The organism is Streptomyces coeruleoprunus (assembly GCF_039542925.1).
In the GTDB taxonomy this organism is placed as follows: Bacteria; Actinomycetota; Actinomycetes; order Streptomycetales; family Streptomycetaceae; genus Streptomyces; species Streptomyces coeruleoprunus.
In genome coordinates, this window is sequence record NZ_BAABIT010000001.1 from 2,893,334 (window position 1) to 2,906,194 (window position 12,861).

Annotated in this window: 9 protein-coding genes; 6 read left to right on the forward strand and 3 right to left on the reverse strand. The window is 73.4% G+C overall.

Annotation, left to right across the window (positions count from 1 at the left end; all coding sequences use genetic code 11):
* Positions 1–10: 10 nt before the first annotated feature.
* Both rpsJ and ABEB09_RS12520 read right to left on the reverse strand, forming a co-directional pair.
* A complete protein-coding gene (rpsJ, locus tag ABEB09_RS12515; RefSeq protein WP_003948644.1) occupies positions 11–319 on the reverse strand; it encodes a 30S ribosomal protein S10 in 309 nt (102 codons plus the stop codon).
* A gap of 461 nt (positions 320–780) precedes the next feature.
* Positions 781–1,722: a TetR/AcrR family transcriptional regulator C-terminal domain-containing protein gene (locus ABEB09_RS12520; RefSeq protein ID WP_345689968.1), complete on the reverse strand. Its 942-nt coding sequence runs from the start codon at positions 1,720–1,722 to the stop codon at positions 781–783.
* A 182-nt stretch (positions 1,723–1,904) separates the two neighbouring features.
* On the opposite strand from ABEB09_RS12520, the gene ABEB09_RS12525 reads away from it, so the two are divergent.
* The 6 genes from ABEB09_RS12525 to ABEB09_RS12550 all read left to right on the forward strand — a co-directional run bounded on the left by ABEB09_RS12525 (position 1,905) and on the right by ABEB09_RS12550 (position 11,413).
* The gene (locus tag ABEB09_RS12525) at positions 1,905–3,023 is read left to right on the forward strand and encodes an FAD-dependent monooxygenase (RefSeq protein ID WP_345689969.1); all 1,119 of its coding nucleotides are present in this window, start codon (positions 1,905–1,907) and stop codon (positions 3,021–3,023) included.
* Between the two features lie 121 nt (positions 3,024–3,144).
* On the forward strand, positions 3,145–4,800 hold the full coding sequence (locus ABEB09_RS12530) for an RNA ligase family protein (protein ID WP_345689970.1): 1,656 nt from the start codon (positions 3,145–3,147) through the stop codon (positions 4,798–4,800).
* Between the two features lie 5 nt (positions 4,801–4,805).
* A complete protein-coding gene (locus ABEB09_RS12535) occupies positions 4,806–7,637 on the forward strand; it encodes a poly(A) polymerase (RefSeq protein ID WP_345689971.1) in 2,832 nt (943 codons plus the stop codon).
* Between the two features lie 95 nt (positions 7,638–7,732).
* Positions 7,733–8,872: an RpnC/YadD family protein gene (locus tag ABEB09_RS12540; protein WP_345689972.1), complete on the forward strand. Its 1,140-nt coding sequence runs from the start codon at positions 7,733–7,735 to the stop codon at positions 8,870–8,872.
* 2 nt (positions 8,873–8,874) lie between these two features.
* A complete protein-coding gene (locus tag ABEB09_RS12545; protein ID WP_345689973.1) occupies positions 8,875–9,105 on the forward strand; it encodes a hypothetical protein in 231 nt (76 codons plus the stop codon).
* Positions 9,106–9,331: 226 nt separating this feature from the next.
* On the forward strand, positions 9,332–11,413 hold the full coding sequence (locus ABEB09_RS12550; RefSeq protein WP_345689974.1) for a PIG-L family deacetylase: 2,082 nt from the start codon (positions 9,332–9,334) through the stop codon (positions 11,411–11,413).
* Between the two features lie 123 nt (positions 11,414–11,536).
* Here the strand turns inward: ABEB09_RS12550 and tuf are convergent, their stop codons facing one another.
* Positions 11,537–12,730, reverse strand: coding sequence for an elongation factor Tu (gene tuf / locus ABEB09_RS12555; RefSeq protein WP_010474158.1), 1,194 nt, complete (start codon positions 12,728–12,730; stop codon positions 11,537–11,539).
* Positions 12,731–12,861 lie beyond the last annotated feature (131 nt).

Here is a 12,861-nt window from a genome sequence, read left to right on the forward strand (position 1 = left end):
GCGCGTCACCTCAGAGCTTGATCTCGATGTCGACGCCGGCCGGCAGGTCGAGACGCATGAGCGAGTCGACCGTCTTCGGCGTGGGGTCGAGGATGTCGATGAGGCGCTTGTGCGTGCGCATCTCGAAGTGCTCGCGCGAGTCCTTGTACTTGTGCGGCGACTTGATGACGCAGTACACGTTCTTCTCAGTGGGCAGCGGCACCGGGCCCGCGACCGACGCACCGGTACGGGTCACCGTCTCGACGATCTTCTTCGCCGAGGAGTCGATGACCTCGTGGTCGTAGGCCTTGAGCCGGATGCGGATCTTCTGTCCCGCCATGGCTACTCAGTAGTCCTGTCTCTCGTAACGCTCTGGAACCTGGTGGGCTCGTGTCCTCCGACCCACGCGGTCGGGCGTGTCGCGCCCCCTCTACGCAGATCTCCCGAAGGATTTCCCAACCAAGGGGGTGCGGGCCGAGGACCGCGAGCCGGGGGAAGACACCCACCGGGTGCCTGGCTGGTACCCCGCTGACACTTCCCGGAAGATTCCCGTACGTCCGCCCCACGCAGGGACGACGAGTACTGTGGGACTCGCTTCCGGTCCTCCCGGCGGGAGGCGCGCAGCATCGGCACTCAACCGAGCAACCCGGACAGTCTGCCATACGGGGCAGCCTGCCCGCCAATCGAGCCGAAGAGCTTACCCCGGGCCCGCTGCCGATCAAACCGGGGCGCACGAAGACCCCCGCGCAGCCCTGCGAGCCTGCGGCCCGGGTCCCTGCCCGGACCGGACCGGTGTCGCGATCAAGTGATGGCGAGGCCGTCCAGCAGGGAGCGGAGGCCCAGCTCGAAGAGGGCGTCGAGGTCGAGGTCGTAGCCGACCTCCCCCAGGGACGTGACCAGGCGGGTGAAGGCCGGGTAGCGGCCGGTCGCGGTCAGGGCGTGCAGCGCGGCGGTCTGCGCGTCCATCCACTCGTCGTCCGTCTGGCCGGTGGCCGCCCTGGCCTGGTCCTCGCGCTCCAGGGTGACGGCGACGCCTTGGACGTACGTGAAGAGCAGCACCTGCACGTCCATCGCGGCCGACGGGGTCAGGCCGTGGCCCTCCAGCGCGCCGAGCAGCCACTCGCCGTGCACGAGGAGGTTCGGCAGCAGCAGCGGGCGGGTGAGCGGGGCCAGCTGGGCGAGCCAGGGGTGGCGCCGGTGGAGCCGCCACAGGGTGCGGGCACCCAGCTCCAGGCGGGCGCGCCGGCCGTCCGGCGGCGTGTCGGGGTAGCCCAGCTCGCCGTACGCGGTGTCGGCCATGAGCAGGACCAGGTCCTCCTTGCCGCCGACGTGGCGGTACGGGGACATGGCGGCCACGCCGAGGCGCGCGGCGACGCCCCGCATGGACAGGGCGGCAAGACCCTCGGCGTCGGCGATGTCGATGGCGGCGCGGACGATCCGTTCCCGGGTGAGGTCGTGCTCGGGCGCGGCGGCCGGTGGCTGCCGGCGGGGCCCCTCGGGCGTGGTGCGCCGGGCGGCGACGACCGTTCCCGCGCGGGGCCTGGCCTCCACGTAGCCCTCCAGCCGGAGCGTGGTGAGCGCCTTCGTGGCCGTGGCGAGGGCGACGCCCCACTGCTCGGCGAGCCGCCGCGTCGACGGCACCCGGTCGCCGGGGGCCAGTTCGCCGGAGGCGATGCGGCGCCGGAGGTCGGCGGCGATCCGGAGGTACGGCGGCTCGGCGGCGGCATCGGCCGTGGTGGCCATGTGTGTCTCCTGTCACATGAGGGCGGGGATCTCCTCTGTACTAGGGCAGAGGCTAGCAGCGGCGATGTGCGGCAGGCACTGAACTGACCTAGTACAGAGGCGCTCTTGAGGCTGTTTGCACGCGGACGTGTACGTCGTACATTCAGTTGCGTACAGCGTATCCACATCGAGAGGGCTCCCCCATGAAGACAGCACTGATCTCCGGCGGCGGCATCGCGGGCTCCGCGCTCGCCCACTGGCTGCGCCGCAACGGCTACGCACCGACCGTCGTCGAGCGCGCACCCGGCCCGCGCCGGGGCGGTCAGGCGATCGACGTGCGGGGCGTGGCCCTCGACGTGCTCGCCCGCATGGGGCTGCTGGACGAGGCGCGCGAGCTGCGCACCCACATGCGCGGGATGTCCGTCCTCGACGCGGACGGCACCGAGGTGCACCGGAGTACCGAGTACGCGTTCAGCAGCGGGCGCCTCGACGGCGAGGACATCGAGCTGATGCGCGAGGACCTGGTGCGGCTGCTGCACCGCGCGACCCGCGACGGCGTCGAGTACGTCTTCGGGGACTCCGTCACCGCCCTCGCCGAGACCGCGGACGGTGACGGGGTGCGGGTGGAGTTCGGCTCCGGCGCGTCCCGGACGTTCGACCTGGTGGTGGGCGCGGACGGGCTGCACTCGGGGGTGCGTCGCCTGGCCTTCGGGCCGGAGGAGCGGTTCACCCGCCACCTCGGCCAGTACCTGTCCGTCTTCACCGCCGAGAACTTCCTCGGCCTGGAGGACTGGCAGGTATGGCTGCGCGACGGCGCCGCGGGCTTCGCCGCCATGTCGGTGCCGGGCAACGAGGAGCTGCGGATCGCCTTCGGGTTCGAGTCGGCGCCCCTGGAGGGCGACCACCGGGACGGCGAGTGGCTCCGCGAGATGATCGTCGAGCGGATGGGGACCCTGCGCTGGCCGGAGACGCCCCGGATGGTGAAGGCCGCGCGCGAGGCCCCGGACTTCTTCTGCGACGCGATGGCGCAGATCCACCTGGACCGCTGGTCGCGCGGGCGCGTGACGCTGGTCGGCGACGCCGGCTACTGCGCCTCGCCGCTGTCGGGGCAGGGGACGAGCCTGGCCCTGGTGGGTGCGTACGTCCTGGCGGACGCGCTCGGCCGGGCGGGCGGCGACCAGGAGGCGGGGCTCGCCCGGTACGAGGAGCGGATGCGGCCGTACGTCGGCCTGAACCAGGCCCTGGCGCAGACGGACCGGAAGGGGCCCGCGCCGGAGGAGGAGGTGGACCGCGCGAAGAACGCCATCGCGCTCGACGCCTGAACGCACGGGGGGGGCTCATCCGGTCGGTTCTCGTTCGGTCGGTTCTTATTCGGTCGATCCGGTCTTCCGACGCCTCCTACAGTGACCCGGCACGTCGTCGTCACCGGGGGAACGATTCATCATGCGCACGCACTATCCGCGCACACCGCACTTGCCTTGGTCGCCCGGCGCCTCCGGGGACGACGTACGGGTCGTGGACCTGTCCGGGTTCGCCGGCCGGGAGGTCGTCGTCACCGAGAAGCTCGACGGCGAGAACACCACCCTGTACGCCGACGGGCTCCACGCCCGGTCGCTCGACTCGGCGCACCATCCGTCGCGGGCCTGGGTGAAGGCGCTGCAGGGGCGGATCGGGCACACGATCCCGGAGGGGTGGCGGGTCTGCGGCGAGAACATGTACGCGCGGCACTCGCTCCCGTACGACGACCTGGACGGCTACTTCTACGGCTTCTCGGTGTGGGACGAACTCGGCTGGTGTCCGGCCTGGGACTGGACCGTGGCGTTCCTGCGGGACCGCGGGATCCCGGCCCCGCGCGTCCTGTGGCGCGGCGTGTTCGACGAGCGGGCGCTGCGCCGGCTGCGCGTCGACACCGCACGACAGGAGGGGTACGTCGTCCGGACGGCCGAGGGCTTCATGGCCCAGGAGTTCGGGCGGCGCGTCGCCAAGTGGGTACGGCCCGGGCACGTACGGACCGATACGCACTGGATGCATGCCGCCGTGACGCCGAACGGGCTGGGCCGGACGGCTCCGCTGTGGGACGTGCGGTCGGGTGCCGCGCCGGAGGCGGGCGCGCTGCTCGCCGCCGTGGGCGTGCCCGACGGGGACGCGGACGCGGCGGCGGACGTGGGGGCGCGCCTCGGCGGCACCGGTGACCGGCGGCTCGCCGGGGTGCTGGCCGCGCTGCTGCACCGGGAGCGCCGGGGCGTGCTCGGTGGGCGGCTCGCCCCCGCCCTGGGGCTGCCGCCGGCCCGGCGGGTCGCCGATCTGGTGGGCCTGCACGGCGGGCTGCACCGCCCGTACCCCGACGAGGGGCGCGGGGCCGGGCTCGTACGCATGGCGTACGCCGTCGACCTGGACGTCCTGCACGCCGTCGCCGCCGCCGTGGCGCCCGGCCCGGAGGCGCGCGAGCAGGTGGAGTGGTCCGCCCTGCACGCCGAGGAGGCGGGCCCGCCCGACTGGCCGCGGGACCTGTTCGCCGGGCTGGGCGCCGAGGCCGCCGCCCGGTGCCGGGCCGAGGCACGCGAGGCGTACGCGCTGGGGCGGGTGAGAACCGCGGAGGAGGCCGTCGCGGCGACGTGGAGGTGGCGGTCCGGGGGATTCCCGTCGCTGATCCACCTGGTCGGGCCGTCGGGCAGCGGCAAGAGCACCTTCGCTCGGGGGCTGGAGGGCGTCGGGGCGTACGTGTCGCTGGACGGCGTACGCGAGGAGCGCGGCGACCGCGCCGACCAGCGGGCGGGTGGAGACGTGCTGCGCGAGGGCCTGGCACGGCTGGACGCGGCGCTGGCCCGGGGCGGGACCGTGGTGTGGGACGCCACGTCCCTCAACGCCCACCAGCGCTCCCTGGTGCACGCCGTCGCCCGCCGCCACGACGCGCTCGTCACGCACGTCGTGGCCCTCGTCGACGAGGACGAACTGATCCGGCGCAACCGCGTACGGGAACATCCGGTGCCGCACGAGGTACTCGCCTCGCAACTGCGCCGGTTCGTGCCGCCGTATCCCGGGCAGGCGCACCGCACCTGGTACCTCGGCGCGGGCGGAACGATCGAGGAAGAGGCATAGGGCTCATGCGGACGAGCGAGGAGATCTACCACCGGGTCCGCTGGGACTCCCGGTTCGACCCGGCGCGGTTCGTGGTGGGGGTGAGCCAGCGCGGGCCGGTGCCGCCCAAGCGGGTGCCGCTGCCGGCGTTCGTACCGGGCGGGGACATCCCCTGGCACCGGGTCGTGTTCTTCGAGGCCGACGGCGAGGTGGTCTGGGACCGGGCGACGGGCGTCGACCGGATCGACGAGACCGAGGCGGGGCGGGTCCGGGACCCGAGGCTGCTGCGGGCGCCGTTCTTCACGGCGCGGGTGCCCTACGGGTGGCGGGACGGCGCCTGGCGGCCCGCCGCCGAGCCGCGGGGCGTACCTGCCGGGGCGGGGCTGCGGGTCCTGACCTGGAACACGCTGTGGGACCGGTACGACAGCGACCGCATCGACACGGCCCGCCGCCGCCCGCTGCTCCTGGCGGCGCTGCGGGAGGCCGACGCGGACGTCATCGCGCTCCAGGAGGTCGAGCCGGAGCTGCTGGCGATGCTGCTGGACGCGGAGTGGGTGCGCGGCGGCTACACGCTCGGTACGGACCCGGGCGGCGGCGACGTGGCCGACTGCGGGCTGCTGCTGCTCAGCCGGCTGCCGGTGCGGGAGGCGGGGGTGCACGTCCTCGGGCCGCACAAGGCGGTGACGGCGGTGGTCGTGGAGACGGCGGCGGGGCCGCTGGCCGTCGCGGCGACGCATCTGAGCAGCGACCACTCCGAGGACGGGGCGGCGCGGCGGGACGCGGAACTGGTGCGGCTCGCCGAGGGCTTCGCGGGCGTCGAGTGCGGTGTGGTGCTGACCGGCGACTTCAACGACGGCGGGCACCTGCCGGAGACCACGCTCGGGATGCGCGACGCGTGGAGCGAGGCGCACGGGCCGGGCGACGGGACGCCGACGTTCGACCCGGGTGCCAATCCGCTGGCGGCGGTGTCGTCGCTGTCGGGGCGGGCCGCGCGGCTGGACCGGGTGCTGCTGCGGGCCGAGGGGCTGCGGGTGGACGCGGCGCGGCTGGTGGGCGACGAGCCGGGGCCGGAGGGGCTGTACGCCTCCGACCACTACGGCGTGCTGGCCGACCTCGCCCTCGACGGGGAGGGGCCGGCGGGCGCGTTGGACGTGGCGCCGACGGCCCGTACGGCGGTCGCGTGGCTGCCGCCGGGCGAGCTGTGGCCGCCCATCCAGGCGATCCGGCGGGACCACGACCCGCAGATCCGCCGGTGGCCTCCGCACGTGAACCTGCTGTTCGGCTTCGTACCGGAGGCGCACTTCGACCGTGCGGCCGAGCTGATCGCCGCCGCGGTGAGTGGCCTCGCCCCGTTCGACGCGCTCCTGGACGGGGTGCACAGCTTCGGCCACCGCGACTACGCGACCGTGTGGCTGGACCCGGCGGCGGGCGGCGAGGCGCCGTGGGCGCAGCTGCGGCGTGCGCTGGAGCAGCGCTTCCCGCGCTGCCGGGGCCACCGGCGGGGCTTCACCCCGCACCTGAGCCTCGGCCGCACGGGCGAGCCGTTGGCCCTCACGGCGGAATGCGAGTCCCGCCTGGGCGGTCCCTTGGAGGCCCGCGTCGGCGAGGTGGTCCTGCTGTCCCGCCGGGGGGACGAGCCGATGCGCGTGCGGGCGGCGGTGGCGCTGGGGACGGGGGAGATCCGCTGGGCGTCGGACGAAGGGGCCGCCGGCCCTTTTGGGCGGGCTGAGGGGGGTCCCCCCGGCGAGCCCGGGGAACCGGCGGCCGCGGAGGACGACGTGGTGGACCAGGTGGTCCGGCGCGTGGCGGCGGCCCTGCCCGGTGGGGCCGTGCACGTCGTCGGGTCCCGCCGTATGGGCTGCGCCCTGGCCGGGGCCGACCTGGACCTGGTGGCCGCGCTGCCCGGCGAGGTGGACCTCGGCGCCGTACGGGCCGCGGTGGCGGCCGGCGTGCCCGGGGCGACCGGGCTGCGGGAGGTCGTGGGCGCCCGCGTGCCGGGGCTGCGGTTCGCGGTGAACGGCCTCGGTGTCGACCTGGTGGTGGTCCCGACCGGCGCGGTGCCCGCCGCGGAGGCGGTGGCGCGGCGCGCCGTACTGGGCGAGGCGGCGGCGGTCGCGCTGAGCGCGGTGAGCGACGCGGACGCGGTGCTCGCGGAGGTGGGCGACGACCGGCGGGCGGCGTTCGTGGGTCTGGCACGCCGGGTGAAGGCGTGGGCGAGGGCGCGGGGCCTGGACGCGGCGCCGTTCGGCGGGCTGCCGGGCCTGGCGTGGGCGGTGCTGGCCGCCCGTACCGTCCGGGAGGCGGACGACCTGCGGGCGCCGGAGCTGCTGCGGCGGTTCTTCGCGACGTGGGCGGCATGGGACTGGCGGGAGCCGGTGGGCGCCGGGGCGGGCGGGGCGCTGCCCGTGACGGTGCTGACGCCGACGGAGCCGGTGCGCCCGTGCACGGAACAGGTGAGTGCGGGCGGGCGCGACCTGCTGGTGCGGGAGCTGTACCGGGCGTGGGAGGTGGTCGAGGCGGAGCCGGACCCGTGGCCGCGGCTGCTCGCCGCGCCGCCGCTGCACCGCCGCCATGCGGCCTGGGCGGTGCTGACGGTGCCGTCCGGGGAGGCGGAGGGTCGCGCCCGGGGCCGTACGCGCGCGCTGCTGACGGCCCTCGGCGAGGCGGGCGCGCCGGACGCGCACGTCTGGCCGCGGCCGTTCGCGGCGGGGGCCGATTCCGTGTCGTACGCCATCGGGCTGGGCGCCACGCCCCCGGACCGGACGGCGCTGGGGACGATCGCGGACCGGTGGCTGCGGGGGCTGAGCGGGGCGACGCTGGCGTGGTCGGAGGGCGGGGAGGTGCCGACGCTGCGGTAGCAGGCGTCAACCGGACAGTCGGCAAACCACACGTTCGAACGAACAGAACTGCGTCTGGCATATACCCCTGGCGAGACCTCCCTACGGTCGCGCCCATGGTCACTTCCCCGCACGAGGCGATGCACCGCATCTTCCAGGAGGACCCCGGGATCTTCACCCGAACCCTCAGGAAGCTCAGCATCGCGTTCCCCGAACCGGTAGCGGTGTCCCTGCTGCCGACCGACGTCACGGAGCCCAGGCCCGTCGAACGCCGCATCGACACGCTGTTACGCATGCACACGGAGGACGGCGGCGGCTACCTCCTGGCCATCGAGGCACAGGGCCGCAGGGACCCGGACAAGCACGGGAGCTGGGCGTACTACCTCGCCTACCTGCACGCCAAGTACGGCCTGGATCCGATGCTGTTGGTCGTCTGCCAGGACGAGCACACCGCCCGCTGGGCCTCGGGCCCGCTCCGCATCGGCCCGCCCCAGTGGCCGTCGCTGACGGTCCGCCCGCTGGTCTTCGGCCCGCACAACGTCCCCGCCGTCATGGACGTGTCCACTGCGGCGGAGGACATCCCTCTGGCGACGCTCTCGGCGATTACGCACCGTAAGAGCCCGAACATCGATGCCATACTCAGAGCGCTGCTCTCCGCGCTCAAGACCGTCGACGACGACTCCGCCGAACTCTTCGCCGAACTCACGGAAATGGGCCTGGGCGAGAGCCCGGCCGCGCAGATCTGGAAGGACCTGAAGATGGCCATCCCCACGTCGTTCTTCCGCTCCGAGACGTCCATGGCCCTCCGCGCCGAAGGGCGCGAGCAGGGGAGGGCCGAGGGCCGAGCCGAAGGCCGGGCCGAGGGGCGAGCCGAGGGCCGGGCCGAGGACATCCTCCTGATCCTCCGCACCCGCGGCGTCGACACCCCGCCCGACGCCAGGGAGCGCGTCATCCGCTGCACCGACGACGACACACTCCGCCGCTGGCTCCGTCGCTCCCTCGCGGCCGCCACCATCGACGACGTCTTCGCCGACGACGCCGATCGTCGCGTCAAGGATCGAGCCCAGGACATCCTCATGATCCTCCGCGCCCGTGGCGTCGACACCCCGCTCGACGCGAGGGACCGCATCACCGGCTGCACCGACCTCGACGTCCTCGACCGCTGGTTCCGCCAGTCCGCCACGGCCACCACCATCGACCAGGTCTTCGGTGACGCCGAGGACATCGACGACGCCGCTCCGGACGGAGGGAACTGACCATGCCCGTCCCCTCCTCGTTCTTCCACCGGGACCCCTCCATGCGGCTGCGCGCCGAAGGGCGTGCCGATGCCCGGATCGAGGACCTGCTCCTCGTCCTCGACGCCCGTGGCATCAGCGTGTCGCAGGACGCGCTGGACCTCATCGCCGCCTGCCTGGAGCAGGAGACCCTCCGCCTCTGGCTCCGGCGGGCCGCCACGGCCGACACCCTCGACGACGTCTTCGCCGACTGACCGCGGCGACGCCAGTGCCCCGCACCCGCCCCGGGAGCGGGGCGCCGTCCTGTCCGGACGCCCCGGGGAGCGCGGCGCCGTCGTGTCCGCACCCCGCCGCGGACCGAGCAACCCCGCATGCCGATAATCCGTCTAGCTGATCGCGGAACGCGGCTTGGACCGGCCGCCCTTGCCGCGCAGGCTCCAGACACTCGGCAGTAGCAGTACGGGGGCACAGGTGAATCACATGCGGGGGGCTCAGCCGCGCGCTGCCATGTTCCGGAACGGGCTCCGCCGCCGCGGCGTCCTCGCGGCCCTGGGCGCCGCCGTCGCCGCCGCCGTCACCGGGTGCTCCGTACCCGAGCCGCGCCGCACCGGCCCCACCGCCGACCCCGCGCCCGGCATGCCGATCACCAGCTCCCGTCACGCGCAGCTGATGCAGATCCTCGCCCACCCGGACGACGACCTGTACTTCATGAACCCGGACGCCCAGCGCATGGTCGACGCGGGCGTCCCCCTCGTCTGCGTCTACGTCACGGCCGGCGAGCACAACGGCAAGAACCACATACCCGGCCGCCGCGACGAACCCGTCGCCGACAAGGCCGCCTACTCCTCCGCCCGCCACCAGGGCCTGCGCCAGGCGTACGCGCGGATGATCGGCCTCGACAGGTTCACGCCGTGGCAGAAGGGCGTCGCCACCCTGCGCGGCGACCGCCAGACGGAGATCAACACCCTGACCAACGGCAGCCGCCGCGTCGAGCTGATCTTCCTGAACCTCTCCATGCACGCCCCCCGCCGCTGGATGGCCGTCCCCAGCCTCTGGCAGGACCGCGCGGTCGGCCTGCGCACGGTCGTCGCCACCGACTCCCCCGTCCGCAAGGCGTCGGATTACGACTACGACGGCCTCGTCGACGTCCTCGTCGGCCTCATGGAGCGCTACCGCCCCACCGTCATCCACACCCTCGACCCCGACCCGGACATCCAGCACAGCGACGAGGCCACCCGCAAGGCGGACTCCGAGCAGCCCGGCTACTCCGACCACGGTGACCACACCGCCGTCGCCTGCTTCAGCTGGGCCGCCATGATCCGCTGGGTCGCCGAGGCCACCGCGGACGGCGGTGCGATACCCGGCTTCGTCGCGACGTCCTTCCGCGGCTACTACAACCGCCACTGGCCCAAGAACCTCCCCGCCGCCGTCCTCCAGGAGAAGGCCGCCCACCTCGTCCCGTACGGCGGCGACCCGTCCTGGCAGTGCGGCAACAGCGCCGGCTGCGGCGACTACAGCGTCGGCGGCACCCGCCCCCTCACCAACAAGAAGGGCTGGGTCCGCGCCACCCACCACCGCTACCCGGGACCCGGCCCGGTCGTCGTCAACGACCAGGACGGCCGGCTCGCCGTGTACGGGGTCCTGGGCCTGCGCGCCGTGCGCTGGCGCGAGACCGAGGCGGGCAGCGGCCAGTGGACCGAACCGGACGACCTGGGCGGCGGCCCCCTCGCCCCCGGCCTCGGCTCGACGACCCTGCTGGACGGCCGCCAGCTGCTGTTCGGCCTGCGGTTCGCCGCGCTCGGCGGCCACGGCGGCGCGAACAAGCGCGAGATCGTCGTCCTGGAGCAGCGCTCCCCCGGCGGCCCCTTCCTGGCGTGGGCCGGCCTCGGCAACCCCGAGCGCCACGACGACCGGGGCCGCCGCCTGGGCGTTCCGGTCGCGGTCACCGCTCCCGACGGGCGGGTCCACCTCTTCGCGCGCAACGCCGACAAGGGGGTCAGCAGCCGCGTCCGCGAGGCCGACGGCACCTGGGGCGCCTGGCAGGACCTGGGCGGCGAGGAGATCCAGGACGGCCTGTCGGCCGCGGTGGACCGGCGTGGCCGGGTGCACCTGTTCGCGGCCGGACGCGAGGGCGTCCACCACTGGGCGCAGGACGAGCCCGGCCGGCCGGTGACGTTCCGCGCCGACGGCATCCTGCCCGCCCCCGGCGGCCCCGTCTCCGTGGCCACCGCCCCCAGCGGCGACCTGGAGCTGTACTACCGCCGCCCCACCTCCAAGGCCCTGACGGCGGTACGCGTGGACGGCGGCCCCACGTCGAAGGTCGCGCTCGACGGGTACGGCTCCGTCAGCGCGGCCGGCACGCCCAAGGGACCGGTCCTCCTGGGCCGGGACCTGCGCGGCCACATCCAGCTGCGCGTCGGCGGCCGCACCGCGACCCGTACGCAGGGCGTGGTCGCCCTCCAGTCGGCGACGCTCCACCTGGGCCCGAAGGGCGCGATGGCCGTCGGTCTGGGCGCGGACGCCTACCCGTGGTCGTGGGCCACCCACAGCGACGCGGCCTGACCCCGTAAGCCGCCGACGGCAACGCGAAGGGCCCCGCACCTCTCGGTGCGGGGCCCTCGCTGATGCTCCGGGGAGCAACCAGGTCAGACAGCTGAAGCTGTCAGGCCGTCAGGCAAGCGGAACTTACTTGACGATCTTGGTGACCTGGCCGGCGCCGACGGTCCGGCCACCCTCACGGATGGCGAACTTCAGGCCCTCCTCCATGGCGACCGGCTGGATCAGCTGGACGGACATGGTGGTGTTGTCGCCCGGCATGACCATCTCGGTGCCCTCGGGGAGGGTCACGACGCCGGTCACGTCCGTGGTACGGAAGTAGAACTGCGGGCGGTAGTTGTTGAAGAACGGCGTGTGGCGGCCACCCTCGTCCTTGGACAGGATGTAGGCCTGCGCCTCGAACTCGGTGTGCGGGGTGACCGAGCCCGGCTTGATGATGACCTGGCCGCGCTCGACGTCCTCGCGCTTGATGCCACGGAGGAGCAGACCGACGTTCTCACCGGCCTGGCCCTCGTCGAGCAGCTTGCGGAACATCTCGATACCGGTGACCGTGGTGGTGGTCTTCTCGGTCTTGATGCCGATGATGTCGACGGTCTCGTTGACCTTCAGGACACCACGCTCGATACGGCCGGTGACGACCGTACCGCGACCGGTGATCGTGAAGACGTCCTCGATCGGCATGAGGAACGGCTTGTCGACGTCACGCTCCGGCTGCGGGATGGCCTCGTCGACGGCGTTCATGAGGTTCATGACCGACTCGGCCCACTCCGGGTCGCCCTCGAGCGCCTTCAGAGCGGAGACCTTGACGACCGGAACGTCGTCGCCCGGGAACTCGTACTCGGAGAGGAGCTCACGCACCTCGAGCTCGACGAGCTCCAGGATCTCCTCGTCGTCCACCATGTCGGCCTTGTTCAGGGCGACGACGATGTACGGAACGCCGACCTGGCGGGCCAGGAGCACGTGCTCCTTGGTCTGCGGCATCGGGCCGTCGGTGGCGGCGACCACGAGGATGGCGCCGTCCATCTGCGCGGCACCGGTGATCATGTTCTTGATGTAGTCCGCGTGACCCGGGCAGTCGACGTGGGCGTAGTGACGGGACTCCGTCTGGTACTCGACGTGCGCGATGGAGATGGTGATACCGCGCTGACGCTCCTCAGGAGCCTTGTCGATCTGGTCGAAGGCCGAAGCCTCGTTCAGGTCCGGGTACTTGTCGTGCAGCACCTTGGTAATGGCGGCCGTGAGGGTCGTCTTACCGTGGTCAATGTGACCGATGGTGCCGATGTTGACGTGCGGCTTAGTCCGCTCGAACTTCGCCTTCGCCACTGGGGTCCTCCTGTGGAGTGGTTCTGTACGCCTTACTCATCGGCGCCAGGTGATCTTTGCTGGAATGCCGGCCCCGGGGCGTTCGTCACGGTCTGTGGGCGAACGCCCCGGTGTATCCGGTGACAAGCCTA

Excerpts from the sequence above, each read along its gene's own strand:
- ABEB09_RS12535 (WP_345689971.1), top strand. The coding sequence starts at position 4,806 with ATGCGGACGAGCGAGGAGATCTACCACCGGGTCCGCTGGGACTCCCGG.
- ABEB09_RS12525 (WP_345689969.1), top strand. The coding sequence starts at position 1,905 with ATGAAGACAGCACTGATCTCCGGCGGCGGCATCGCGGGCTCCGCGCTC.
- ABEB09_RS12545 (WP_345689973.1), top strand. The coding sequence starts at position 8,875 with ATGCCCGTCCCCTCCTCGTTCTTCCACCGGGACCCCTCCATGCGGCTG.
- ABEB09_RS12530 (WP_345689970.1), top strand. The coding sequence starts at position 3,145 with ATGCGCACGCACTATCCGCGCACACCGCACTTGCCTTGGTCGCCCGGC.
- ABEB09_RS12550 (WP_345689974.1), top strand. The coding sequence starts at position 9,332 with ATGCGGGGGGCTCAGCCGCGCGCTGCCATGTTCCGGAACGGGCTCCGC.
- ABEB09_RS12540 (WP_345689972.1), top strand. The coding sequence starts at position 7,733 with ATGGTCACTTCCCCGCACGAGGCGATGCACCGCATCTTCCAGGAGGAC.
- rpsJ (WP_003948644.1), bottom strand. The coding sequence starts at position 319 with ATGGCGGGACAGAAGATCCGCATCCGGCTCAAGGCCTACGACCACGAG.
- ABEB09_RS12520 (WP_345689968.1), bottom strand. The coding sequence starts at position 1,722 with ATGGCCACCACGGCCGATGCCGCCGCCGAGCCGCCGTACCTCCGGATC.